The organism is Achromobacter sp. HNDS-1 (genome assembly GCF_040084795.1).
In the GTDB taxonomy this organism is placed as follows: domain Bacteria; phylum Pseudomonadota; class Gammaproteobacteria; order Burkholderiales; family Burkholderiaceae_B; genus Achromobacter; species Achromobacter ruhlandii.
Genome location: NZ_CP157584.1, coordinates 1,978,158 through 2,000,895, shown reverse-complemented (window position 1 = coordinate 2,000,895; position 22,738 = coordinate 1,978,158). Strand labels below are relative to the sequence as shown.

General features: G+C 68.6%; 20 protein-coding genes and 6 tRNA genes. 7 read left to right on the top strand and 19 right to left on the bottom strand.

Annotation, left to right across the window (positions count from 1 at the left end; all coding sequences use genetic code 11):
• Positions 1-171: 171 nt before the first annotated feature.
• The 6 genes from ABFG95_RS09235 to ABFG95_RS09210 all read right to left on the bottom strand — a co-directional run bounded on the left by ABFG95_RS09235 (position 172) and on the right by ABFG95_RS09210 (position 982).
• Positions 172-248 (bottom strand) — tRNA-Asp (locus ABFG95_RS09235).
• A gap of 76 nt (positions 249-324) precedes the next feature.
• A tRNA-Glu gene (locus ABFG95_RS09230) sits at positions 325-400 on the bottom strand.
• A 45-nt stretch (positions 401-445) separates the two neighbouring features.
• Positions 446-521: transfer RNA gene (locus ABFG95_RS09225), tRNA-Ala, on the bottom strand.
• A 103-nt stretch (positions 522-624) separates the two neighbouring features.
• Positions 625-701, bottom strand: a tRNA-Asp gene (locus tag ABFG95_RS09220).
• 60 nt (positions 702-761) lie between these two features.
• Positions 762-837: transfer RNA gene (locus ABFG95_RS09215), tRNA-Glu, on the bottom strand.
• Positions 838-906: 69 nt separating this feature from the next.
• Positions 907-982 (bottom strand) — tRNA-Ala (locus ABFG95_RS09210).
• A 428-nt stretch (positions 983-1,410) separates the two neighbouring features.
• Between ABFG95_RS09210 and ABFG95_RS09205 the strand changes: the two genes are divergently transcribed.
• Complete coding sequence (locus ABFG95_RS09205) at positions 1,411-2,466, top strand: aldo/keto reductase (protein ID WP_278992008.1); 1,056 nt, start codon at positions 1,411-1,413, stop codon at positions 2,464-2,466.
• An 84-nt stretch (positions 2,467-2,550) separates the two neighbouring features.
• Here the strand turns inward: ABFG95_RS09205 and lnt are convergent, their stop codons facing one another.
• The 5 genes from lnt to miaB all read right to left on the bottom strand — a co-directional run bounded on the left by lnt (position 2,551) and on the right by miaB (position 8,143).
• Positions 2,551-4,182, bottom strand: coding sequence for an apolipoprotein N-acyltransferase (gene lnt / locus ABFG95_RS09200; protein WP_059272403.1), 1,632 nt, complete (start codon positions 4,180-4,182; stop codon positions 2,551-2,553).
• On the bottom strand, positions 4,179-5,069 hold the full coding sequence (locus ABFG95_RS09195; RefSeq protein ID WP_049075628.1) for a transporter associated domain-containing protein: 891 nt from the start codon (positions 5,067-5,069) through the stop codon (positions 4,179-4,181). The genes lnt and ABFG95_RS09195 overlap by 4 nt, the downstream gene beginning before the upstream one ends.
• Before the next feature lie 155 nt (positions 5,070-5,224).
• Complete coding sequence (gene ybeY, locus ABFG95_RS09190; RefSeq protein ID WP_068959424.1) at positions 5,225-5,698, bottom strand: rRNA maturation RNase YbeY; 474 nt, start codon at positions 5,696-5,698, stop codon at positions 5,225-5,227.
• Positions 5,688-6,713: a PhoH family protein gene (locus ABFG95_RS09185; protein WP_049075624.1), complete on the bottom strand. Its 1,026-nt coding sequence runs from the start codon at positions 6,711-6,713 to the stop codon at positions 5,688-5,690. The genes ybeY and ABFG95_RS09185 overlap by 11 nt, the downstream gene beginning before the upstream one ends.
• Positions 6,710-8,143 (bottom strand): tRNA (N6-isopentenyl adenosine(37)-C2)-methylthiotransferase MiaB, encoded by a 1,434-nt coding sequence (miaB, locus tag ABFG95_RS09180; protein WP_054500977.1) that lies wholly within the window; start codon positions 8,141-8,143, stop codon positions 6,710-6,712. The genes ABFG95_RS09185 and miaB overlap by 4 nt, the downstream gene beginning before the upstream one ends.
• A 165-nt stretch (positions 8,144-8,308) precedes the next feature.
• On the opposite strand from miaB, the gene ABFG95_RS09175 reads away from it, so the two are divergent.
• Positions 8,309-9,070 carry a phosphatase PAP2 family protein gene (locus ABFG95_RS09175; protein ID WP_080977472.1) on the top strand — a complete coding sequence of 254 codons (762 nt, stop codon included), beginning with the start codon at positions 8,309-8,311 and terminating at the stop codon, positions 9,068-9,070.
• A gap of 78 nt (positions 9,071-9,148) precedes the next feature.
• Here the strand turns inward: ABFG95_RS09175 and ABFG95_RS09170 are convergent, their stop codons facing one another.
• From ABFG95_RS09170 to ABFG95_RS09135, 8 genes are all read right to left on the bottom strand, one after another.
• Positions 9,149-9,862, bottom strand: a complete 714-nt coding sequence (locus ABFG95_RS09170) for an alanyl-tRNA editing protein (RefSeq protein WP_049075621.1) — start codon at positions 9,860-9,862, stop codon at positions 9,149-9,151.
• A gap of 36 nt (positions 9,863-9,898) precedes the next feature.
• Positions 9,899-10,576, bottom strand: coding sequence for a VOC family protein (locus tag ABFG95_RS09165; RefSeq protein WP_278992013.1), 678 nt, complete (start codon positions 10,574-10,576; stop codon positions 9,899-9,901).
• 129 nt (positions 10,577-10,705) lie between these two features.
• Positions 10,706-11,641: a protein translocase subunit SecF gene (gene secF, locus ABFG95_RS09160; RefSeq protein ID WP_049075617.1), complete on the bottom strand. Its 936-nt coding sequence runs from the start codon at positions 11,639-11,641 to the stop codon at positions 10,706-10,708.
• 51 nt (positions 11,642-11,692) lie between these two features.
• Positions 11,693-13,573: a protein translocase subunit SecD gene (secD, locus tag ABFG95_RS09155; protein ID WP_063569226.1), complete on the bottom strand. Its 1,881-nt coding sequence runs from the start codon at positions 13,571-13,573 to the stop codon at positions 11,693-11,695.
• 114 nt (positions 13,574-13,687) lie between these two features.
• Positions 13,688-14,029, bottom strand: a complete 342-nt coding sequence (yajC, locus tag ABFG95_RS09150) for a preprotein translocase subunit YajC (RefSeq protein ID WP_006390891.1) — start codon at positions 14,027-14,029, stop codon at positions 13,688-13,690.
• A gap of 229 nt (positions 14,030-14,258) precedes the next feature.
• A complete protein-coding gene (gene tgt / locus ABFG95_RS09145; protein WP_175167508.1) occupies positions 14,259-15,395 on the bottom strand; it encodes a tRNA guanosine(34) transglycosylase Tgt in 1,137 nt (378 codons plus the stop codon).
• Positions 15,392-16,447 carry a tRNA preQ1(34) S-adenosylmethionine ribosyltransferase-isomerase QueA gene (queA, locus tag ABFG95_RS09140; protein WP_054417125.1) on the bottom strand — a complete coding sequence of 352 codons (1,056 nt, stop codon included), beginning with the start codon at positions 16,445-16,447 and terminating at the stop codon, positions 15,392-15,394. Before queA ends, tgt begins: the two co-directional genes overlap by 4 nt.
• Before the next feature lie 234 nt (positions 16,448-16,681).
• Positions 16,682-17,515, bottom strand: coding sequence for an IclR family transcriptional regulator (locus tag ABFG95_RS09135; RefSeq protein WP_049075607.1), 834 nt, complete (start codon positions 17,513-17,515; stop codon positions 16,682-16,684).
• A 120-nt stretch (positions 17,516-17,635) separates the two neighbouring features.
• On the opposite strand from ABFG95_RS09135, the gene ABFG95_RS09130 reads away from it, so the two are divergent.
• The 5 genes from ABFG95_RS09130 (at position 17,636) to upp (ending at position 22,717) form a co-directional block, all read left to right on the top strand.
• Entirely contained in the window at positions 17,636-18,649 is a 1,014-nt protein-coding gene (locus ABFG95_RS09130) for an LLM class flavin-dependent oxidoreductase (protein WP_068980567.1), read from the top strand.
• 23 nt (positions 18,650-18,672) lie between these two features.
• Entirely contained in the window at positions 18,673-19,176 is a 504-nt protein-coding gene (locus ABFG95_RS09125; RefSeq protein WP_348995780.1) for a flavin reductase family protein, read from the top strand.
• 65 nt (positions 19,177-19,241) lie between these two features.
• Positions 19,242-20,396 carry an ABC transporter substrate-binding protein gene (locus tag ABFG95_RS09120; RefSeq protein WP_348995779.1) on the top strand — a complete coding sequence of 385 codons (1,155 nt, stop codon included), beginning with the start codon at positions 19,242-19,244 and terminating at the stop codon, positions 20,394-20,396.
• Between the two features lie 110 nt (positions 20,397-20,506).
• Complete coding sequence (gene dacB / locus ABFG95_RS09115; protein WP_049075599.1) at positions 20,507-21,955, top strand: D-alanyl-D-alanine carboxypeptidase/D-alanyl-D-alanine-endopeptidase; 1,449 nt, start codon at positions 20,507-20,509, stop codon at positions 21,953-21,955.
• Positions 21,956-22,078: 123 nt separating this feature from the next.
• Positions 22,079-22,717, top strand: a complete 639-nt coding sequence (gene upp / locus ABFG95_RS09110; protein WP_020926674.1) for a uracil phosphoribosyltransferase — start codon at positions 22,079-22,081, stop codon at positions 22,715-22,717.
• The last annotated feature ends 21 nt before the right edge of the window (positions 22,718-22,738 follow it).

Genomic DNA, 22,738 nt, shown 5'->3' with positions numbered 1-22,738 from the left:
GTCCAGAGGATAAACGGACGAGACCGGGGAAGGGCGGCGCGGCGCGTGTTGGCGCGCAAAGCAAAAAAGCCCCGGAATCCGGAGCTTTTGGCGGGCGCCTTCTGGCGCAGTGCAGGAAGACTCCTGCGGAACAACTGGTCTTGCGGCTTGCTGGGATGCACGCAAGATGCTTGGCGGAGCGGACGGGGCTCGAACCCGCGACCCCCGGCGTGACAGGCCGGTATTCTAACCAACTGAACTACCGCTCCGCAGCGGCTTACTGGACTTCAGGGCATACCGTCTTGTCAGGACGATCTTGCAGGTCCGGTCGGCGAGCCAGCGAACTGGCGTCCCCTAGGGGATTCGAACCCCTGTACTCACCGTGAAAGGGTGATGTCCTAGGCCTCTAGACGAAGGGGACCGGAAACTGCAACTGCTCCAACTACTGTACTACTTACTGCTTTACTGGTGGAGGTAAGCGGGATCGAACCGCTGACCTCTTGCATGCCATGCAAGCGCTCTCCCAGCTGAGCTATACCCCCCAGAATCCCTGCTGTTCCAACCTGCAAACAACAAGGCTTACACCCTATAAATGCAAAAAGCTCCAGGGACGGAGCTCTTGAAAGGCACTGCGTAGAGCGCTTTTGGCGGAGCGGACGGGGCTCGAACCCGCGACCCCCGGCGTGACAGGCCGGTATTCTAACCAACTGAACTACCGCTCCGCAGCGGCATACTCAACTACTGTGTCACTTCAACTGCATCTTGTACTGCTGCCAGTGAACTGGCGTCCCCTAGGGGATTCGAACCCCTGTACTCACCGTGAAAGGGTGATGTCCTAGGCCTCTAGACGAAGGGGACTTGGACTTGCTGGCTTTACTACGATTTTTACTGCGATTTTCCTGCTGTACTGCGTTCTTCGCTTTGGACTGGTGGAGGTAAGCGGGATCGAACCGCTGACCTCTTGCATGCCATGCAAGCGCTCTCCCAGCTGAGCTATACCCCCGTTCTTCTAATCAATTCCTGCTTCCGTTCCACGTTTTTCCGACCGCTTTCGTGGTCGCTTTTCGTGTCTCGTTGCCGGTTTTGTTTAGTGCCGTTGGCGAAGAAACGAGATTATGCACGAACTAATTTCGGCGTGCAAGTCGGTTGGATGCAAAAAATGAAAAAGTTGCGCTGAAATCGCTTTCAAGGGGACATATGCGGGGAAGCCGGGCTTGGGGGCCGTGCTCCATCCGGTGTGCGGGAGGGGCCGGCAAGGCCCGCGCAGACGCGTTTGCGGGCTGTCCGCAAACGCGTCTGCGGGATCGGTCCGAAGCCGCCCGGCCGCTGGAAAATCAAAGGCTTGCGCGAGTGCTATCGTGGGGGGCGGGGCCGCGGGCGCGCGCAAGGCGTCCCGCCATGATGTCTTTGCCGGCAGGAGATTTTTTTCGCATGAGCACCAACACTTCTTTTCCGACGCGCCAGTTGGGGCGCAGCGACATGTCCATCACGCGCATTGGCCTGGGCGCCTGGGCCATGGGCGGCAACGCCTGGGCCATCGGCTGGGGGCCGCAGGACGATGGCGATTCGATCGCCGCGATCCGGTTGGCGGTGGACCGCGGCATCAACTGGATCGACACCGCCGCCGTCTACGGGCTGGGCCATGCCGAGGAAGTGGTGGGGCGGGCGCTGGCGCAAATGAGCCCCGGCGACCGGCCCTATGTCTTCACCAAGTGCGGCCTGACGTGGTCCCCCGAACAGCCGCGGGCGACGCCGCGGCGCACTGGCGCGCCGGCCAGCATCCGCCGTGAAATCGAGGGCTCGTTGCGGCGCCTGGGCGTGGAACGGATCGACCTCTACCAGATGCACTGGCCGGCCGGCGACGGCACGCCGCTGGAAGTCTATTGGCAGGAACTGCTCGACCTGAAACAGGCGGGCAAGGTGCGGGCGGTGGGGCTGTCCAACCACAACCTGGCGCAGTTGCAGGACGCCGAGGCGCTCGGCCACGTGGAGTCGCTGCAGCCGCCCTTTTCCGCGATCCAGCGCGGCGCGGCCAACGACCTGATACCGTGGTGCGCGCAGAACGGCACCGGCGTCATCGTCTACAGCCCGATGCAGTCGGGCCTGCTCAGCGGCGGTTTTTCCGCCGCGCGGGCGCAGGCCCTGGGCGCGGATGACTGGCGTTCGCGCAATGCCGAATTCCAGGCCCCCAACCTGGCGCGCAACCTGGCGTTGGCCGAGGCGCTCAAGCCCATCGCCGAACGCCACGGCACGACGCAGGCGGCGGTGGCCATCGCCTGGACGCTGGCGTGGCCGGGCGTCACCGGCGCCATCGTCGGCATGCGCAACGTGGCGCAGGTCGACGGCGTGCTGGGCGCGGCGGAACTGGAACTGGACAGCGACGACATGGCGCGCATCGCGGACGCGATCGAGCTGACGGGCGCGGGAGTGGGGCCGCTACGGCCGGTCGACGACAGCGGCGCGCTGCCTGTCGACCTGTTGCGCTAGGACCTCGGCCAGTGACGGCCGCCAGTGAAGGTAGTCGGCGAAGGCGCATGCGTCGGACCGGGCGCTGCCCGATCCGATTCAGGGTCAGGAACGGCGCGCGCGGCGGGCGCCGAAGGCGGCAATCAGCGCCAGGCCGATCAGCGCCAGCGCCGATTTGTCGCCGAAGCGCGCGTAGGGCGTCAGGCCCGCCATGCCCTGCACCGACACCGGCAGCACGCCCGGCTGCAACGGCGCCAGTTGCGCCGCCACCCGGCCCTTGGCGTCGATGGCCGCGGTGATGCCGGTGTTGGTGGCGGTCAGCATGGGGCGGGCGGTCTCGATCGTGCGCAGGCGCCCGATCTGCAGATGCTGGCGCAACGCCCAGGTGTCGCCGAACCAGCCCAGGTTGCTGACGTTCACCAGGATGGTGGCGCCCGGTTCGCCGTTGGCGCCGGGCTGCAGCGCCGGCAGCAGGTCGGGGCCGAACAGGTCTTCGTAGCAGATGTTGAAGGCGATGTGCTGGCCGCCCACCGCGAACGGCGTCTGGCGTTCGGGGCCGCGGTCGAAATCGCCCAGCGGGATGTTCAACATGTCGACGAACCAGTGAAAGCCCGGCGGCACGTATTCACCCCAAGGCACCAGGTGGCGCTTGTCGTAGCGCATCGCCGTGCTGCCGCCGGTCAGCTGTTCCAGCGGCGTCTGGCCGTCGAAACCCATGACGCTGTTGGTGTAGCGGTCACGGCCGTCGCGCACGTCGTGGATCGGCACGCCCATGGCGATCACGGCATTCTGCCGCGCGGCCACCTGGCGCCAGACGTCCCAGACGCGCGGGTCGAGCTGGTCCTGGAAGATCGGCAGCACGGTTTCCGGCAGGATCACCATTTGCGGCGGCGGCACGCCCGGCGCCGGCGGCAGGGCCGCCAGTTCGAGATGGCGGCGCAGGCTCTGGTCCAGCAGCGCCGGGTCGAATTTCTGCGATTGCTCGATGTTGCCCTGGACCAGCCGCACATTCAGCGCCTCGCCGCTGGCCGTGGACCAGTCGATGCGCGACAGCGGCCAGCCGGCGGCCGCAAGCGCCAGCGCTACGCCGGCGGCCAGCGCTCGGCGGCCGTCCCGGGGAGCGTTGCGGTCGCTGGCGGGACGCCACAGGCTTGCGATCGCGGCGGCGGCGAAGGCCGACAGCAGCGCCATGCCGTGCACGCCCAGCAGCGGGGCCCAGCCAGCGATGGGGCTGTCGACCTGCGCGTAGCCGATGTTGAGCCAGGGGAAGCCGGTCAGCAGCACCGCGCGGACCCATTCGAAACCGGCCCACAGCGCGCCCCAGGCCAGCGTGCCGGACAGCACCTGTCCCGGCGCCGAGTCGGCCGCCAGCGGGACGTAGCGCCGCGCCAGCGCGCCGGCCGTGGCCGGGAACAGCGCCAGGAAGGCCGACAGCGCCAGCACCGCGGCCACGGCCAGCGGCGCGGCCAGGTCACCGTAGCGATGCAGGCTGATGAAGATCCAGTACAGCCCCAGCGCGTAGGTGGCGAAGCTGAACAGCCAGCCGCGCAGCCAGGCCTGGCGCGCCGAGGGCGCGTATAGCGTGACGCGCGCGGCCACCGCCAGCGCCAGGATCTGGGTGATGGCCAGCGCCCAGTCCGGCAGCGGACCGGGCGCGAAGGTCAGGGCGTGGATGGCGCCGGCCAGCGTCAGGCCGGCCGCGCCCAGCAGGAACGGACCGCGGGCGGCGCGGCTCATGCGTCGGTATCGGGCTGGACGCCGCGGGAGGGCGCCACGCGCTTGACGCGCAGCCAGATGGCGCGGCGCGCGTCGCCGCGCGCCACTTCGAGCTTCAATCCGTCGAACTCGGCGACGTCGCCGCGGCGCGGGATGCGTCCCAACTGGCCGCCCATCCAGCCGCCGACGCTGTCGTACTCGTCGTCGGGCAACTGGCAGCCGAACACGTCGTTGAAGTGCGAGATGTCGGTGGCGGCCAGCACGCGCCACTGGTTCTCGCCCTCGGGGAAGATCGAGTCTTCCTCGGTTTCGTCGAATTCGTCCTCGATGTCGCCGACGATCTGTTCCAGCACGTCTTCCATCGTCACCAGGCCGGAGATGCCGCCATGCTCGTCGATGACGATGGCCTGGTGGTTGCGGCTGGCGCGGAACTCGTGCAGCAGCACGTTCAGGCGCTTGGATTCGGGGATGAACACGGCCGGACGCACCAGCGTGCGCACCTCGATGCCGGGTTCCAGCATGCAGCGCAGCAGGTCCTTGGCGAGCAGGATGCCGATGATGTTGTCGCGGTCGCCTTCGTAGACCGGGAACCGCGAGTGCGCGGTTTCGATCACGTTGGCCACCAGGTAGGGGATGGGCTGCGTGACGTCGAGCAGGTCCATGCGCGAACGCGGAACCATGATGTCGCCGACGGTGCCTTCGGACACGGCCAGCGCGCCCTTGATCATCTTGTAGGACTCCGCGTCCAGCAGGTCGCGGTCATGCGCGGCTTCCAGGACGGCCTTGATGCCTTCACGGTCCTCGGGCTCGCGGCGCACGAGGGAGAGCAGGCGGTCTAGAAGGGATTTGGTGGCGGGTTTGGATGAGCGAGCGGGCGTCGCTTCGGGAGCAGGGTAGGGGTCAGACATCGTCCGGGAGGACAAGTTAGGGAGGGGTCAGCATAACCGAATCTGGCGCGCAATTTGTAACGCGGCCCGCGAAAATGGGGCCAACCGACGCGATCTGCGCCTTGCAGGCCGCCATTTCGCGGCGATTGCTCAGGGTTGACCCGAGGACGGCCGGATCAGGCCGCCATGTACGGGTCGGCGATGCCCATGCGCGCCAGCGTGGCGGTCTCCAGCGCTTCCATGCGACGGGCGTCGCGCGCCTTGATGTGGTCGTAGCCGAGCGAATGCAGCACCCCGTGCAGGGTCAGGTGGGCGGCGTGGTCGAGCAGCGCCTTGCGCTGTTCGCGCGCCTCGCGCACCAGCACCGGCACGCACATCACGATGTCGCCGCGCGCCACGCCCAGCGGGTCGACGCCGTATTCGAACGTCAGCACGTTGGTGGCGTAGTCGCGCTGGCGGAAATCGCGGTTCAGGCGGCGCCCCTCGGCCGCGCCCACCAGGCGCAGGCTGAGCTCGGCGGCGCTGAAGTCCACCAGCCCGTCCTCGGCCGCGGCGGCCAGCGCCCGCTCGGCCCAGCGGCGCAGGCGCCAGCGCGGCAGGCGGGGTTCCTCGACCCCGTACTGGACGGACAGGGACAGATCAGGCGTCATGTTCGGCGGCCCGGTCGTAGGCATCGACGATGCGGGCCACCAGCGGGTGGCGCACCACGTCGCGGCTGGTGAAGCGGGTGGTGGCGATACCCTGCACGTCGTGCAGCACCTTGACGGCATGCGCCAGGCCGCTTTCCTGGCCGCGCGGCAGGTCCACCTGCGACGGGTCGCCGGTGATGACGGCCTTGCTGCCGAAGCCGATGCGCGTCAGGAACATCTTCATCTGTTCGGGCGTGGTGTTCTGCGCCTCGTCCAGGATGACGAAGGCGTGGTTCAGCGTGCGGCCGCGCATGTAGGCCAGCGGCGCGATCTCGATGGTCTGCTTCTCGAACAGGCGCTGCACCTTCTCGAAGCCCATCAGGTCGTAGAGGGCGTCGTACAGCGGGCGCAGGTACGGATCGACCTTCTGCGCCAGATCGCCGGGCAGGAAGCCCAGCCGTTCGCCGGCTTCGACCGCCGGGCGCGTCAGCACCAGGCGCTGCACCGTGTCGCGCTCCATCGCGTCGATGGCGCAGGCCACCGCCAGCCAGGTCTTGCCGGTGCCGGCCGGGCCCACGCCGAAGGTGATGTCGTGCTTGAGGATGTTGTTCAGGTAGTCGCGCTGGCGCGGCGTGCGCGGACGCAGGTCGCTGCGCTTGGTGCGCAGGGCGATGGCGTCGCTGTCGTCGTCCAGCGACGGCAGCGGGTCGGCCTCGCGGGCCGGCGCGTCCTGCGTTTTCTCTTCCTGGCGGCCGACGCCAATCTCGACCAGCCCGAGCTGGATGTCGTCGACCGAGAGCGCGCGATGCACGGCCTGCTCATGGAAACGGCGCAGCACGCGGCCGGCCAGTTCGGCCTTGTCGCCTTCGATGGTGACGCGGCTGCCGCGGCGCGAGAGCTTCACGCCCATGCCGTCGGCGAGCTGGCGCAGGTTCTCGTCCAGCGGGCCGCACAGGTTGGCCAGGTGGGTGTTGTCGCCGTCCAGGATGACGACGGCGGGCAGGCTGCGGCGGGCGCGGGGGCGGGAAGTGGTCATTCGGCCTCTTGGGAGTCGCGGTCGACGTCGGCCACCCGGGCGCGCAGCGAATTGGTGTGCGCCTCGGTGATGATGACGTCGACCATCTGTCCGATGAGCCGCGCGGGCGCGGCGAAGTTGACGATGCGGTTGTTCTCGGTGCGGCCCATCAGCTCGTTCGGGTCGCGCCGCGACGGGCCTTCCACCAGCAGGCGCTGGCGCGTGCCGATCATGTTGCGGGCGATGGCGGCGGCCTGCTCGTTGATCAGCGCCTGCAGGCGCTGCAGGCGGCGCAGCTTGACGTCCTGCGGCGTGTCGTCGTGCAGGTCGGCCGCCGGCGTGCCGGGGCGGCGCGAATAGACGAACGAGAACGAGGTGTCGAAACCGACGTCCTCGATCAGTTTCATGGTCTTTTCGAAGTCTTCCTCGGTCTCGCCGGGGAAGCCGACGATGAAGTCCGACGACAGCGTCAGGTCGGGACGCGCGGCGCGCAGGCGGCGCACGACCGACTTGAATTCCAGCGTGGTGTAGCCGCGCTTCATGGCCGCCAGCACGCGGTCGCTGCCGGCCTGCACCGGCAGGTGCAGGAACGACACCAGCTTGGGCAGGCGGGCGTAGGCGTCCACCATGCGCTGGGTCATTTCCTTGGGGTGCGAGGTGGTGTAGCGGATGCGCTCGATGCCGGGAATCTCGTGCACGTATTCCAGCAGCATGGCGAAATCGGCGATCTCGTCGCTGTCGCTCATGCGGCCGCGGTAGGCGTTGACGTTCTGGCCCAGCAGGGTGACTTCCTTGACGCCCTGGTCGGCCAGGTCGGCCACTTCGACCAGCACGTCGTCGAACGGCCGCGAGACTTCCTCGCCGCGCGTGTAGGGCACGACACAGAAGCTGCAGTACTTGCTACAGCCTTCCATGATCGAGACGAAGGCGGTGGCGCCGTCGACGCGCGGCGGCGGCATGTTGTCGAACTTCTCGATCTCGGGGAAGCTGATGTCGACCTGCGAGCGGCCTTCGGCGCGGCGGCGCTGGATCAGGTCGGGCAGGCGGTGCAGGGTCTGCGGGCCGAACACCACGTCCACATAGGGCGCGCGCTTGACGATGGCCTCGCCTTCCTGGCTGGCGACACAGCCGCCCACGCCGATCACCAGGTTCGGGTTGGTCTTTTTCAGGTGCTGCACGCGGCCCAGGTCGGAAAAGACCTTTTCCTGGGCCTTTTCGCGCACCGAACAGGTGTTGAACAGGATGACGTCGGCTTCTTCCGGATTGTCGGTCAGTTCCAGCCCCTGGTCGCCGCGCAGCACGTCGGCCATCTTGTCCGAGTCGTACTCGTTCATCTGGCAGCCGAAGGTGCGGATGTAAAGCTTGCGGGGAGCGCCGGTGGCGGGGGCGGGCGGGACGGCGGCGGCGCCGTCTTGCGCGTGAGGCACGCGCTTGAGGGAAGTTTCTTGCATGTCGGTCGCCGTGACGGGTGTAGATCCCGGGGGCAGTGGAGAGGGTAAAAGCGGAATTTTACCCCTTGCAGCAAATTTCCTTCATCGATGTGCAATGCAGGGTTACGATAGCTGGCCCTCGCCGATTCCCTTTCCGAGAACAATTATCTTTACGCGACCGGTCCGATGACGACGAACCCCTCCCTTCCGCCGGCCGCCACGCTCGCGCCCGGCGCCGCGGTCGCCGCGGCGGACGAGTTCCGCAACCCCCTGTCGACCACCGCCTGGCTGCTGGCCGGGTTGGGCGTGGCCGTGGTGGCGGCGGCCTGTGCCCGGTGGGTCGACCTGCCGCTGGCGATCTGGATCCGGCAATCGGTCAGCGATGGCGTCAACACCTCCTTCGAGTGGATCGGTGAACTGGGTGAAAGCGGCCGCTATATCGGCGTGGCGCTGGCCTTCTACGTGGTCGGCCTGATCGGCCTGGCGCGCGGCTGGCGCAATCCGGTGCGCATGAGCTACGCCAGCATGGCGCGCGGCAGTCTGCTGATGCTGTCGACCATGGCCGTGGGTGGACTGGTGGTGCTGGTGCTCAAGCGTTCGGTGGCGCGGGCGCGCCCCGAGCTGTTTTTCGAGAAGGGCATCTACGGGCTGGGCGAAGCGTTCTCGCGCGCCAACCAGTTCAATTCCTTTCCTTCCAGCCACACCTACGCCGCCTTCGCGGTGGCGGTGACGCTCGGCATCCTGGCGCCGCGCTGGCGCTGGGCCTTTCTGTCGCTGGCCGCGCTGGTCGCCGCCAGCCGCCTGGTCAACCTGGATCACTACCTCTCCGACGTGCTGACCGCCGCAGCGATCGCCATCGCGGTCGGCCATCTGCTGGCGCCGCGGGTGCTCTGTAGCAAGTACCAGTGGCCGCTGCGCGCGCCGTGGCGCTGGTGGAAAAAGGGCTGAGCGCGCCGCGAGGCGCCGCCGACGGAGTTCAATGAAAATGGCCGCCTGCATGGCGGCCATTTTCGTTGGCGGCAAGGTTCAGGCGAACGCCACCACCACGCGGCGGTTGGTGCGGCTTTTCTTTTCGATCTTGGTGACCGTGACCGGGCCGATCTCGCCGGTGTTGGCCACGTGCGTGCCGCCACAGGGCTGGCGGTCCACGCCGGGGATCTCGATGATGCGGATGCGCGCCGCGCCGCCGGGCGGGGCGGCGCCGACCGTGCGCACCAGGTCGGGCTGCGCCGCCAGTTCCTCGGGCGTGATGGTGTTGACGGTGACGTCGGTGCGGGCCTGGATCAGCGTGTTCAGGCGCTCGGTCAGGTCGGCCTTGTCGAGCGTCGACTCGGGCAGGTCGAAGTCGATGCGGGCCGAGTCGGGCGAAATGCTGCAGCCGGTGACGGGCGCCGGCACCAGCGAACCGAGCAGATGCAGACAGGTGTGCAGGCGCATCAGCCGGTGGCGGCGCGGCCAGTCGATGCGCACGGTGACGCGGTCGCCGACCTGCGGCGCCGCGGCGCCCTCGGCCAGCACGTGCAGGATGCGGCGGCGGTCGTCGGCGTAGATGGTGTCGGCCACCGGCAGCGCGCGGCCATCGGCCAGCGTCAGCGTGCCGCTGTCGCCGGCCTGCCCGCCGCTGCGGGCGTAGCAGAGGGTCTGGTCCAGTTCGACGCCGTCGGCGCCGACGGCGATGACGGTGGCCTCGCACTGCTGCTCGTAGGGCGCGTCGTCGAAGCGCTTGAGGGTGACGCTCATGGGGGATATCTCCGTTGTTCTTCAGTATGGTGGGGGTCAGGCCAGGATCCGGATGCCCCGGTCGGTCTCGATGGCGGCCTGCAGGCGTGGCGGGCCGTCGGCCTGCTCGATGGCGATGAGCGCGTCCGCGCCCAGCCAGGCCAGCCCCTGGCGCAGTAGCGCGGCATGCGGATGGGTGGCGGTCAGGGCGCGCAGCGTCAGCGGCTGGCGCGGCAGGCTGACGCCGGGATAGGCTGGCACGTCCCACTGGATCAGGGTCGGCAGCAGGCCGTCGCCGGCCGCCTGGCCGCCCTCGCGCCAGGCGGGCAGGCTGCCGTCGTCCGGCACCGTGAGCCGCCAGCGCAGGTCGCCGCGGGTCATGGGGATGGCAGGCGCGATGCGATCGGGGTGCCGCGCCTGCCATGCGCTCAGGTCTGCGGGCGCCTCGACGCGCGCCGCCCAGTGCGCCAGGAACGGCCCTTCGACCAGGCGCGCCCGCATGGCCGGCTGGTCCAGCCCGAACCAGCGCGGCCGCTGTGGCGCGGGGGCGTCCGGGTCGATGGCGATCACTTCCAGGTACACGCCGCCCGCCATGCCCAGCACGCGGTTGTGGGTGCCCATGCGGGGATGCGCGCCGCCGCCCGTGGGCGCGATGCCCAGCAGGTCGGCCACGTGGCGCGTGCCGCTGTCCAGGTCGGCGGCGGCGACGACGAGATGATCGAGAGCCAGTTTCATGAGGCCTATGGTAGCGAATAAGGGGGCGGTCGTACCCGTACAGCGGGTGGGCGAGGCGTCTGTACAGTGGCCTTGCCAAGCATAAAAAAACCCGCCACGCGGGCGGGTTTTCCAAAAAAGGGAAACGGCTCAGGCGACTTCGCCTTCCTCGCCTTCCTTCTTGACCGGCTTGATCAGGTCTTCGCGCTTGACGCCCATCCACATGGCCAGCGCGGCGGCGACGAACACCGACGAGTAGATGCCGAACCAGATGCCGATGGTCAGGGCCATGGCGAAGTAGTGCAGGGTGGGGCCGCCGAAGAACAGCATCGCCAGCACCATCATCTGGGTCGAACCGTGGGTGATGATGGTGCGCGAGATGGTCTGCGTGATGGCGCTGTTGATGACTTCCTGCACGTCCGCCTTGCGGTACTTGCGGAAGTTCTCGCGGATCCGGTCCATGATGACCACGGATTCGTTCACCGAGTAGCCCAGCACCGCCAGCACGCCCGCCAGCACCGACAGCGAGAACTCCCATTGGAAGAAGGCGAAGAAGCCCAGGATGATGACCACGTCGTGCAGGTTGGCGATCACGCCGGCCACCGCGAACTTCCATTCGAAGCGGAAGCCCAGGTAGACCATGATGCCGATGACCACCACCAGCAGGGCCATCAGGCCGTTGTGCAGCAGTTCCTGGCCGACCTGCGGACCGACGAACTCGACGCGGCGCAGTTCCACGCCCTGGTCGGCCGCCTTGAGCGCGGCCATGACGGTTTCGCTCTGGGTGGCCGACGTCTGGCCTTCCTGCAGGGGCAGGCGGATCATGACGTCGTGCGAGGTGCCGAAGTTCTGCACCTGGAAGTCGGTGTAGCCCAGCTTCGAGACCACGCCGCGCACGTTTTCAAGCTGCGCCGTCTGGGCGTAGTTGACTTCCATGACCGTGCCGCCGGTGAATTCGATCGACAGGTGAAAGCCGCGCGTAATGATGAAGAAGACCGCCGCCACGAAGGTGACGAGGCTGATGATGTTCAGCACCAGCGCGTGGCGCATGAACGGGATGGTGCGGTGAATCCGGAAAAATTCCATGTTTTGCCCTGGCTATTCGGCGGCGGGCGGCGTGGCCGCCCGCGCGCATGTTCAGTTGGTCTTCGGCTTCCAGACTTCGCCGATGGAGATCGACGTGAGCTTCTTCTTGCGGCCGTACCAGAGGTTGGCCAGCGCGCGCACGCCCACGACGGACGAGAACATCGAGGTCAGGATGCCCAGGCAATGGACCACCGCGAAGCCGCGGATCGGGCCGGAACCGAAGGCCAGCAGGGCCAGGCCGACAATCAGCGTGGTGAGGTTGGAGTCAAGGATCGTGCCCCAGGCGCGCTCGAAGCCATGGTGGATGGCCTGCTGTGGCGTTGCCCCGTTGCGCAATTCTTCCCGTATCCGCTCGTTGATCAGCACGTTCGAGTCGATCGCCATGCCCAGAGTCAGCGCGATGGCGGCGATGCCGGGCAGCGTCAGCGTGGCCTGCAGCATCGACAGCAGGGCCAGCAGCAGCAGCACGTTCAGGGTCAGGCCGACGGTCGAGAACACGCCGAACAGGTGGTAGTAGATGATGATGAAGACGGCGATCGCCAGGAAGCCGTACAGCGTCGAATGGAAGCCCTTCGAGATGTTGTCGGCGCCCAGGCTCGGGCCGATGGTGCGTTCCTCGATGATCGACATCGGCGCGGCCAGCGCGCCGGCGCGCAGCAGCAGGGCGGTGTCGGCGGCTTCCTCGGAGCTCATGCTGCCCGAGATCTGCACCTGGCCGCCGGCGATTTCACTGCGGATGACCGGGGCCGTGACCACTTCGCCCTTGCCGTTTTCGAACAGCAGGATGGCCATGCGCTTGCCGATGTTGTCGCGGGTGACGTCGCGGAAGATGCGCGCGCCCTTGGAGTCCAGCGTCAGGTGGACGGCGGCCTGCTGGGTCTGCGAGTCGCGGCCGGGCTGGGCGTCCTGCAGGTTCTCACCGGTCAGGACCACCTGGCGGCGCACCAGGATCGGGCGGCCGTCGCGGTCGGAGTAGCGCTCCAGGCCGAACGGCACCGAGCCGCCCAGTAGCGCGGCCTGCGCGGCGGGCGAGTCGTCGACCATGCGGATTTCGAGGGTGGCGGTGCGGCCCAGCAGTTCCTTGGCCTTGGCCACGTCCTGCACGCCGGGCAGCTGCACCACGATGCGGTCCGAACCCTGCTGCTGGATGACCGGTTCGGCCACGCCCAGTTCGTTGATCCGGTTGTGCAGCGTGTTGATGTTCTGCTTGAGGGCCGAGTCCTGCACGCGGGTGACCGCGGCCGGGTTCAGCGCGCCCAGCAGCAGCAGCTTGCCGTTCTCTTCGCTTTCGGTGAATTCCAGGTCGGGCAGGCGGCTGCGCAGCGTCGAGATGGCGCGGTCGCGGTCCTGCGCGTTGGCGAAGCTGGCGGCCACGCTCATGCCGGAACGCTCGACGCCGGCCACGTTGACCTTCTGGTCGCGCAGCACCGAGCGCACGTCGGCGGCCAGCGAGTCGTAGCGGGCGGTCAGGGCACCCTGCATGTCCACTTGCAGCAGGAAGTGCACGCCGCCGCGCAGGTCCAGGCCCAGGTACATGGGCTTGGGGGCGAACCAGCCCATCGCGCGCATCCAGCTCGGCGAGGCCGGCAGCAGGTTCAGCGCCACGGTGTAGTGCGGGTCGCCCTGGACGGTGTTGAGGGATTTGTCGATCAGGTCGCGCGCCTGCAGTTGCAGGTCGGTCGACGTGAAGCGGGCGCGCACGGTGCCGAGCGTGCCGTTCTGTTCGTAGTAGACCCCGTCGTTGGGGATCTTGGCGTCGGCCAGTACCTGCTCGACCCGGTCACGCATGGCCGGATCCACCTTGATGGTGGCCTTGGCGCTGGAAACCTGGACGGCGGGCGACTCGCCGTAGAAATTGGGAAGCGTATACAGCAGGCCGATAAGGACCGCAATCAGGACCGTAATGTACTTCCAGAGGGGATAGCGGTTCATTGCCGGCTACGTCATGTAAGAGTGGAGAAAAGGCCGCCCGGGCGGCTGGCGCGGCGGGCGGCGGGGCGGCTGCCGTCGGGCCCGGGGCCCGGCGGCGGAGCTCCTATGGGACGCTTACAGGGCCTTGATGGTTCCCTTGGGCAGAACGGTCGACACCGACGACTTCTGCATGATGATCTCGACCGGCTTGTCGGCCAGTTCCGAGACTTCGACGGTGACGTAGCTGTCGTTCACCTTGGTGACCTTGCCCAGCATGCCGCCGGCGGTCACGACTTCGTCGCCCTTGGCCAGGGCGGCGATGAGGTTGCGGTGTTCCTTCTGGCGCTTCATCTGGGGACGGATCATCAGGAAATAGAGGATCACGAACATCAGGATGATGGGCAGCATGCCCATCAGCGCATTGCCTTCGGGAGCGGCCTGGGCCACGACGAGGCTGGCGGTATCGATAGCGGACATGTAATTCTCCTGCGTTTGGTCTGTTTGGGTTTGTTTGTATCGTGCTGTCGACGATCTTGTTCTGCGCCCATCCCCGCGCGAGCCATGGATAGGGCAAGCCGACTATTGTAGCGAGGTTATCCCGGGCTACCAGTCACGGCCTGTGCGCAGTGATGGGGGCGGATCGCCAAATAAAAAGCCCCGACGATCTCGTGGTTTTCACTAAGTCGGCCGTCGTTTGCTCCTCCCGCTACTCCACCCCGCGCGCCCGGTCGGCCGCGAACTGCGCGCGCCAGGCGTCGAAGCGGCCCTCGGCGATGGCCTCCCGCATTTCCTTCATGATGGTCAGGTAGAAATGCAGGTTGTGCAGCGTGTTCAGGCGCGCGCCGGTGATCTCGTTGGCGCGCTGCAGGTGATGCAGGTAGGCGCGCGAGAAGTTGGCGCAGGTGTGGCAGGCGCAGCTCGGGTCCAGCGGGCGGGTGTCGTCGCGGTACTTGGCGTTGCGGATCTTGACGTCGCCGAAGCGGGTGAACAGCCAGCCGTTGCGGGCGTTGCGGGTCGGCATGACGCAGTCGAACATGTCGACGCCGCGGCTCACGCCCTCGACCAGGTCTTCCGGCGTGCCCACGCCCATCAGGTAGCGCGGCGCCTGGGCCGGCAGCTTGGGCGTCACGTGCGCCAGGATGCGCATCATGTCTTCCTTGGGCTCGCCCACCGACAGGCCGCCGATGGCGTAGCCGTGGAAACCGATGTCCTGCAGGCCGGCCAGGGACTCGTCGCGCAGCGATTCGTACATGCCGCCCTGCACGATGCCGAACAGCGCGTTGGGGTTCTGCAGCCGGTCGAATTCCTCGCGCGAGCGGCGCGCCCAGCGCAGCGACATGCGCATCGAGCGGGCCGCTTCCTCGACGGTCGCGGGGCGGCCGTCGATCTCGTAGGGCGTGCACTCGTCGAACACCATGACGATGTCCGAGTTCAGCGAGCGCTGGATGCGCATCGATTCCTCGGGCGTCAGGAACAGGCGGGCGCCGTCGATGGGCGAGGCGAACTTCACGCCTTCCTCGGTGATCTTGCGCATGCCCTGCAGGCTGAACACCTGGAAACCGCCCGAGTCGGTCAGGATCGGCTTGTCCCACTGCATGAAGCCGTGCAGGCCGCCATGCTTTTCCATGATCTCCGTGCCCGGGCGCAGCCACAGGTGGAAGGTGTTGCCCAGCACGATCTGCGAACCGATCTCCTTGAGCTCGTGCGGCATCATGGCCTTGACGCTGCCGTAGGTGCCCACGGGCATGAAGATGGGCGTTTCCACCACACCGTGGTTGAGCGTGATGCGGCCGCGGCGGGCGCCGCCGTCGGTGGCGAGCAGTTCGAAATTCAGTCCGGTCATGGGGCGGGGGATTCGATGAACATGGCGTCGCCGTAGCTGAAGAAGCGGTAGCGCTGGGCGACGGCGTGGGCGTAGGCGCGGCGGATCGGCTCGACGCCGGCCAGCGCCGACACCAGCATCAGCAGGGTCGACTGGGGCAGGTGGAAGTTGGTGACCAGCGCGTCGATGACGCGGTACTGGTAGCCGGGGGTGATGAACAGGCGCGTGTCGCCTTGGGCGGCGGCCAGCGGCAGGCCGGGGGCGGTGCGGCCCTCGGTCTGGGCGGCGGCCGATTCCAGGGCGCGCACGCTGGTGGTGCCGACCGCGATCACGCGGCCGCCTCGTGCGCGGGCCGCGGCGATGGCGTCCACCGTGGCCTGCGGCACGGTGAACCATTCGGCGTGCATGATGTGGTCGGCCAGGTTGTCCACGCGCACCGGCTGGAAGGTGCCGGCGCCCACGTGCAGCGTGACGAAGGCGCGTTCCACGCCCAGCGCCGCCAGACGGTCCAGGGTGGGCTGGTCGAAGTGCAGGCCGGCGGTCGGGGCCGCCACGGCGCCCGGCTCGCGGGCGTAGACGGTCTGGTAGCGGTCGTCGTCGCCGGCGTCGGCGGCGTGCGTGATGTAGGGCGGCAGCGGCGTGGCGCCGTGCGCGTCCAGCAATTCCAGCACCGGCCCGGGGAAGCGGATGTCGAACAGCTCGCCCTCGCGGCCCAGCACCGTGGCGTCGAAGGCGTCGGCCAGCCGCAGCACCATGCCGGCGCCGGGCGACTTGCTGGCGCGCACGTGCGCCAGGGCGCGGTCGGTGTCGATGATGCGCTCGACCAGCACCTCGACCTTGCCGCCGGTGATCTTGTGGCCGGCCAGGCGCGCCTTGATGACGCGGGTGTCGTTGAACACCAGCAGGTCGCCGGGGCGCAGCAGTTTTTCCAGGTCGGCGAACTGGCGGTCATGCAGTTGGCTGGCGCCATCCAGGTGCAGCAGGCGGCTGCCCGTGCGCTGGGCGGCGGGCGTCTGCGCGATGAGCTCGGGAGGCAGCTCGTAGTCGAAATCGGAAACGGTAAGGGCTTGCACGCGGGTATCGGTATCAGGGGCGGGCGCGGCCTGGGCCGGCCGCCGGGCCGCCGGATGGGCGGCGGCAAAAAAGCGAGCCGGACCTGTCGGCTCGGCTCTGGGCAACTGTCTATTGTAAAGGGGCTGGCGAAAAGGGCGGGGCGGCCGGCGATGGCCATGCCCGCGCCAGCGAGGATGGCAAGACGAGGGCGGGCGATTTTCAGGGGAAGGTGCGCCGGGGGCTGGCGCGGCGCCTTAGCGCCCGCCGCGCCAACCGAGCCGGCGCGAGCAGTCGGCCGCGGCCGCCATCAGGGCCCGCAGCGGCGCGCCGTCCGGCGCCAGGTCGAAGCCGCCGTGCAGCCCCAGGCCGGTGATGGCCCCGGCCAGCTGGCCCTGGGCGTCCAGCACTGGCAGCGCGGCCGAGTCGATGCCGTGCAGCAGGTGGCCGCTGACGCTGGCGTAGCCGCGCTGGCGCGTGGCCTGCCAGCGCGCCCGCAGCGCGGCGGCGGGGTCGGCCGGGTCGAGCGGCAGGCCGGCGGCGGCGGGGTCGTCCAGCAACGCCGCGGCGTCGCCCCCCTGGCGCCGCGCCGTGTCCCATTCGGCCAGCGCGCGCGGCAGCGCCAGCGCCTCCGGCAGCCAGGCCGCGAAGACCCGTCCAGTGGCGCTGTTGAGCAGCGGCAGCACCGAGCCGACGCGCACGTTGACCGTGACCGGCAGCCGCGCGTCGCGCCACTGCACGATGGTGGGGCCGTGCTGGCCCCAGACCGAGATGAAGACGGTCTGGCCGATGGCCGCGCTCAGGTCTTCCAGGCCGCCGGCCGCCAGCTTGACGAAATCCACTTCCGCCAGCGCCGCGAGTCCAGTGTGCAGGGCCTGCGGTCCGAGCCGGTAGCGGGCGCTGGCCGGGTCCTGCTCGACGTAGCCGCGCCGCTCCAGCGACACCAGGTAGCGGTGCGCCTTGGCGCGCGGCATGTCCAGGCTGCGGCCCAGTTCCGACACCGACACGGCGCCGCCCAGCTCGGCCAGGCGGGTCAGGACGTCCAGGGCGATTTCGGCGGACTGGATCCCGGTGCTGCTTTCTGTTGACATCAGTTCGTCTCTTATTAGAATACGTGTATCACTAAAAAATACATCAGCGTGCCGTGGCAGACAAACATCCGGGCTGGATGACCGGCCCGGGGCGCGGACGGACAAAGACGGAGACAAGCAATGAAGATGTCCATCTTCTCGGTGCAGGACCATTACCCCGATCAGCCCCGCGGCCTGGGCCAGCTCTACGGCCAGGTGCTGGAGCAGGCGCGCCGCGCCGAACAGCTGGGCTACGACACCTTCTGGGTGGCCGAGCACCACTTCCATGAATACGGCGCGGTGCCGAATCCGGCGGTGTTCCTGGCGGCGCTGTCGCAGCAGACGACGCGGCTGCGGCTGGGCACCGCGATCTCCATTCTGACCTTCCACAACCCGCTGACGGTGGCCGAAAACTATGCCCTGGTGGACCAGCTTTCGCAAGGCAGGCTGTCGCTGGGCGTGGGGTCGGGCTATCTGAAGCACGAGTTCGAGGGCTACGACGTCGATCCGGCCACCAAGCGCGAGCGCTTCGACGAGAACCTGATGCTGGTCGAGCGCCTGCTGGCCGGCGAGCGCGTCAGTCATGAGGGCAAGTTCAACCGCATCCACGCGGTGCGCCTGAACGTGCAGCCGGTGCAGCAGCCGGTGCCGGTGTACGTGGCGATCCTGCGCCGCGAGGCCGCCTACCACGTCGGCCGCCAGGGCCGCCGCATGCTGTTCGTGCCCTATGCGGCGGTGGACAACTTCGAAGAGATCGGCCTGATGATGCAGGACTACCGCCGCGGCCTGGCCGAGGCCGGCATCGAGGATGCCAGCGGCATGGCGGCGGTGGCGCTGCACACCCACGTGGCGGAAACCGACGCGCAGGCCCGTGAACGCGCCGCCCGCGCCTTCGACCTGTACGTGGAGACCCGCCTGTATGCGCGCAAGCAGGTCTACGACGACATCATCGCCAGCGGCCTGTCGCTGTTCGGCTCGGCCCGCACCGTGGCCGACAAGCTGGCGCGGCTGGCCGACATGGGCCTGGACCACGTCATGAGCCTGCACAATTTCGGCCTGATGCCGCAGGACCGGGTGCTGGACTCGATGCAGCGGCTGATGGCCGAGGCTCTGCCGCTGTCGGGCGTGCGCCCGGTCCGCGCGGTGCCGGCCTGATCGCGGGGCACGCGGGAGCCGCCATGAGCGCCAGCCACGATCTCAGCCCGGCCCGCTTGCGCCGGGCGCTGGGGCGCTACGCCACCGGCGTCACGGTGGTCACCGCCGCCGGCGCCGACGGGCCGATCGGCCTGACCGTCAATTCCTTCGCCCCGGTCTCCCTGGAGCCGCCGCTGGTGCTGTGGAGCCTGCGCCGCGCCAGCATCCACTACGCCGACTTCACCGTGCGCGGCGGCTTCGCCATCCATGTGCTGGGGGCGCCGCAGCGCGACCTGGCGCGGGTGTTCTCGCAGCCGGTGGCCGACCGCTACGCCGGGCTCGACTGGTACGCCACCGAGGACGGCATTCCCGTGTTCGACGCGTGCGCCGCCCGCTTCGAGTGCGCCACCCGCCAGGTGCTGGAGGTGGGCGACCACGCCGTGCTGATCGGCGAGGTGCGCCGCCTGCACGCCCCGGACGACCACGGCGGCGCCCTGGTTTTCCATAATGGAGCCTTCCTGTCGCACCTGGGGGATCCCGTCGTATAACGTTTTTACGCCGTAGCGGATCGGCAAGACGCATAACGATATCCGCGCCCCAAAGGAGACACCGCATGACCCCTCGTAGCACTCTGACGGCCGCGCTGGCGGCCCTGCTGGTCGCGGCCGCCGCGCCCGCGCTGGCGCAGGTGAAGATCGGCGCCACCCTGTCCACCACCGGTCCCCAGGCCTCGCTGGGCATTCCCGAACGCAACACCATCAGCCTGTTGCCCACCGAGATCGGCGGCGCCAAGGTCGAATACGTGGTGCTGGACGACGCCTCCGACACCACCCGCGCGGTCAGCAATTCGCACAAGCTGATCTCGGAAAACCAGGCCGACCTCATCATCGGCTCCTCCACCACCCCCAACACCATGGCCATGCTGGACACCGTGGCCAGCGGCGCCACCCCGGTCATCACGCTGGCCTCGTCGGCGCGCCTGATCGACCCGGTGGATGACAAGCGCCGCTGGGTCTTCAAGACGCCGCACTCCGATTCCCTGATGGCCGAGGGCATCGCCCGCCACGCTGCCGCCAACGGCGTCAAGAAGCTGGCCTTCATCGGTTTCAACAACGCCCTGGGCGAAACCTTCTGGGTGGAAGTGGAAAAGGCCGCCAAGCAGCACGGCATCGAGATCGTCGGCAAGGAAAGCTTCGCGCCCACCGACACCTCGGCGGTGGCGCAGACGCTGAAGCTGGTCGGCGCCGCCCCCGACGCCGTGGTGGTGGGCGCCTCCGGCACGCCGGCGGCGATGCCGGCGCGGGCGCTGCGCGAACGCGGCTTCAAGGGCAAGATCTACTTCAACCACGGCGTGGCCAACAACGACTTCCTGCGCGTCTGCGGCGCGGCCTGCGACGGCGCCTGGGTGCCGGTGGGGCCGGTGATGGTGGCCGATCTGCTGCCGGACACCCATCCGGTCAAGGCCACGGCCCAGGCCTTCGCCAAAAAGTACGAGGCCGCCAACGGTCCGGGCAGCGTGTCGCTGTTCGCCGCCTACACGTGGGACATCGGCCTGCTGCTGCAGCAGGCCGTGCCGGTGGCGCTCAAGAAAGCCAAGCCCGGCACCGCGGAATTCCGCGCGGCGCTGCGGGACGCGCTGGAGAACGTCAAGAACCTGCCGACCGCCACCGGCGTGGTCAACATGAGCCCGACCGACCACAACGGCCTGGACGAGCGCGCGCTGGTCATGGCCACCGTGGCCGGCGGCAAGTGGAAACTGCAACAGTAGACCCCTCGCGGGGGCGGCCGGCGCGCTTTCGGCGCGCGCCGGCCGCCCGCAACCGTCCCAGGTTTTGTATGCTCACGGTTTTGCAGCACGAGCAACCGGATGGACAGGGCATGACGGGACTAGGGAAAAAGCGGGTGGGCGGGCCGTGGCAATGGCTGGCCGGCGGACTGCTGGCCCTGGCCGCCAGTGCCGCCTGCGCCCAGGTGCCGGGGCTGCCGCCCAGCGTGGTCAACGCCTGGAAGGCCAGCAAGCTGCCCGACAGTTCGCTGTCGCTGGTGGTGCAGGAGGTCGGCGGCCCGCGGCTGGCGGCGCTGAATGCCAAGGAAGCGCGCAACCCGGCGTCGGTGATGAAGCTGGTCACCACCTGGGCGGCGCTGTCCGAGCTGGGCCCCAACTACGTCTGGCGCACCGCCTTCATGACCGAGCCGGGCGCCCGGCCCGACGCCAAGGGCGCGCTGCCCGGGCCGCTCTACCTGCGCGCCGGCGGCGATCCGCAATTCCTGATGCAGGACCTGTGGGTGCTGCTGCGCGAACTGCGCCTGCGCGGCGTCAAGCAGATCAACGACCTGGTGATCGACCGCAGCATCTTCGGTCAGGTCGCCACCGACCCCGGTGCCTTCGACGGCGCGCCGGACCGCGCCTACAACGCCAGCCCCGACGCCCTGATGGTGGGCTTTGGCGCCGTGCGCATCCTGTTCACCCCCGATCCGGCCGCCAACAAGTGGGTGCCGCTGATCGACCCGCCGCTGCCCGGCCTGAAGATCGAGGGCCGGGTCGAATGGAGCGACGCCCGCTGCCCGGGCGCGCCCGTCGTCAACACCGACCCGGTCATCACCCAGCAGGGCGTGACCCTGCGCGTCAGCGGCAAGGTGGCCGGTTCCTGCGGCGAATTCGACCTGTACCGGCTGGCGCTGTCGCAGACCGACTACGCCACCGAGCTGTTCCGCCTGTTGTGGAAGGAGCTGGGCGGCACCTTCAAGGGCCAGGTGCGCGCCGGCATGGTGCCGGGCGACGCCGTGGTGCTGGCCTCGCACGATTCGCCGACGCTGGCCGAGGTTATCCGCCAGATCAACAAGCGCAGCAACAACGTCATGGCGCGCACGCTGCTGCTGACCCTGGGCGCGGAAAAGGGTCGCCGGCCGGCCACCGTGGCCAGCAGTGGCAGCGTGGCCAAGGACCTGCTGGCCCGCCAGGGCCTGGACATGCCCGAACTGGTGATCGACAACGGCGCCGGCCTGTCGCGCGACGCGCGGGTCTCGGCGGACAGCCTGGCCTCGATGCTGACCCTGGCCTGGAATTCCCCCGTCATGCCGGAGTACATTTCATCCCTCGCGATCGCCGGCGTCGACGGCACGGTGCGCCGCCGCATGAAAGGCGACGGCACCCTCGGCATGGCCCACCTGAAGACCGGGTCGCTGCGCGACGTGCGCGCGATCGCCGGCTACGTGCTGGGCGCCAGCGGCAAGCGCTACGTGGTGGTCAGCATCGTCAACCACGAGCAGGCCGGCGCCGTGCGGGCCTTCGACGACGCCCTGATCGCCTGGCTGGCCGAACAATAAGGTTGACGCGGCCCCCTGCATCCACCCGGTAAACCGATTACGATTCTCGGGCGCGCGCCATGTTTGCGGCGGCGCCTGAGGCGAACCAACCCTGCCTATCAATAATCCTGGAGATTTACGCACATGCCCGTGCACGAAATCCGCCACCCGCTGATCCGCCACAAGCTCGGGATCATGCGCCGCGCCGACCTCAGTACCAAGAGCTTCCGTGAACTGTCGCAGGAAGTGGGCGCGCTGCTCACCTACGAAGCGTCCAAGGACCTGCCGCTCGCGCCCGCCACCGTCGAAGGCTGGTGCGGCCCCGTGCAGGTCGAGAAGATCGCCGGCAAGAAGGTCACCGTGGTGCCCATCCTGCGCGCCGGCATCGGCATGCTGGACGGCGTGCTCAGCCTGATCCCGGGCGCCAAGGTCAGCGTGGTGGGCGTGGCCCGCAACGAAGAGACCCTCGAAGCCCACACCTACCTGGAACGCCTGGTGGGCGAACTGGACCAGCGCCTGGCGCTGATCGTCGACCCGATGCTGGCCACTGGCGGCTCCATGGTCGCCGCGATCGATCTGCTCAAGCGCGCCGGCTGCAAGGAAATCCGCGCGCTGGTGCTGGTGGCCGCGCCGGTCGGCATCGACGCGGTGCTGTCCAAGCACCCGGATGTGCATATCTACACCGCGTCCATCGACGACGGCCTGAACGAGCATGGCTACATCATGCCGGGCCTGGGCGACGCCGGCGACCGCATCTTCGGCACCACCCAGAAGACCGATTGAGTCGTCCCCCGGCGGCGTGGC

What these genes read in the sequence shown, in the direction of transcription:
- ABFG95_RS09205 (WP_278992008.1), top strand. Translation starts at nt 1,411, where the DNA reads ATGAGCACCAACACTTCTTTTCCGACGCGCCAGTTGGGGCGCAGCGAC.
- lnt (WP_059272403.1), bottom strand. Translation starts at nt 4,182, where the DNA reads ATGAGCCGCGCCGCCCGCGGTCCGTTCCTGCTGGGCGCGGCCGGCCTG.
- ABFG95_RS09195 (WP_049075628.1), bottom strand. Translation starts at nt 5,069, where the DNA reads ATGTCTGACCCCTACCCTGCTCCCGAAGCGACGCCCGCTCGCTCATCC.
- ybeY (WP_068959424.1), bottom strand. Translation starts at nt 5,698, where the DNA reads ATGACGCCTGATCTGTCCCTGTCCGTCCAGTACGGGGTCGAGGAACCC.
- ABFG95_RS09185 (WP_049075624.1), bottom strand. Translation starts at nt 6,713, where the DNA reads ATGACCACTTCCCGCCCCCGCGCCCGCCGCAGCCTGCCCGCCGTCGTC.
- miaB (WP_054500977.1), bottom strand. Translation starts at nt 8,143, where the DNA reads ATGCAAGAAACTTCCCTCAAGCGCGTGCCTCACGCGCAAGACGGCGCC.
- ABFG95_RS09175 (WP_080977472.1), top strand. Translation starts at nt 8,309, where the DNA reads ATGACGACGAACCCCTCCCTTCCGCCGGCCGCCACGCTCGCGCCCGGC.
- ABFG95_RS09170 (WP_049075621.1), bottom strand. Translation starts at nt 9,862, where the DNA reads ATGAGCGTCACCCTCAAGCGCTTCGACGACGCGCCCTACGAGCAGCAG.
- ABFG95_RS09165 (WP_278992013.1), bottom strand. Translation starts at nt 10,576, where the DNA reads ATGAAACTGGCTCTCGATCATCTCGTCGTCGCCGCCGCCGACCTGGAC.
- secF (WP_049075617.1), bottom strand. Translation starts at nt 11,641, where the DNA reads ATGGAATTTTTCCGGATTCACCGCACCATCCCGTTCATGCGCCACGCG.
- secD (WP_063569226.1), bottom strand. Translation starts at nt 13,573, where the DNA reads ATGAACCGCTATCCCCTCTGGAAGTACATTACGGTCCTGATTGCGGTC.
- yajC (WP_006390891.1), bottom strand. Translation starts at nt 14,029, where the DNA reads ATGTCCGCTATCGATACCGCCAGCCTCGTCGTGGCCCAGGCCGCTCCC.
- tgt (WP_175167508.1), bottom strand. Translation starts at nt 15,395, where the DNA reads ATGACCGGACTGAATTTCGAACTGCTCGCCACCGACGGCGGCGCCCGC.
- ABFG95_RS09135 (WP_049075607.1), bottom strand. Translation starts at nt 17,515, where the DNA reads ATGTCAACAGAAAGCAGCACCGGGATCCAGTCCGCCGAAATCGCCCTG.
- ABFG95_RS09130 (WP_068980567.1), top strand. Translation starts at nt 17,636, where the DNA reads ATGAAGATGTCCATCTTCTCGGTGCAGGACCATTACCCCGATCAGCCC.
- ABFG95_RS09125 (WP_348995780.1), top strand. Translation starts at nt 18,673, where the DNA reads ATGAGCGCCAGCCACGATCTCAGCCCGGCCCGCTTGCGCCGGGCGCTG.
- ABFG95_RS09120 (WP_348995779.1), top strand. Translation starts at nt 19,242, where the DNA reads ATGACCCCTCGTAGCACTCTGACGGCCGCGCTGGCGGCCCTGCTGGTC.
- dacB (WP_049075599.1), top strand. Translation starts at nt 20,507, where the DNA reads ATGACGGGACTAGGGAAAAAGCGGGTGGGCGGGCCGTGGCAATGGCTG.
- upp (WP_020926674.1), top strand. Translation starts at nt 22,079, where the DNA reads ATGCCCGTGCACGAAATCCGCCACCCGCTGATCCGCCACAAGCTCGGG.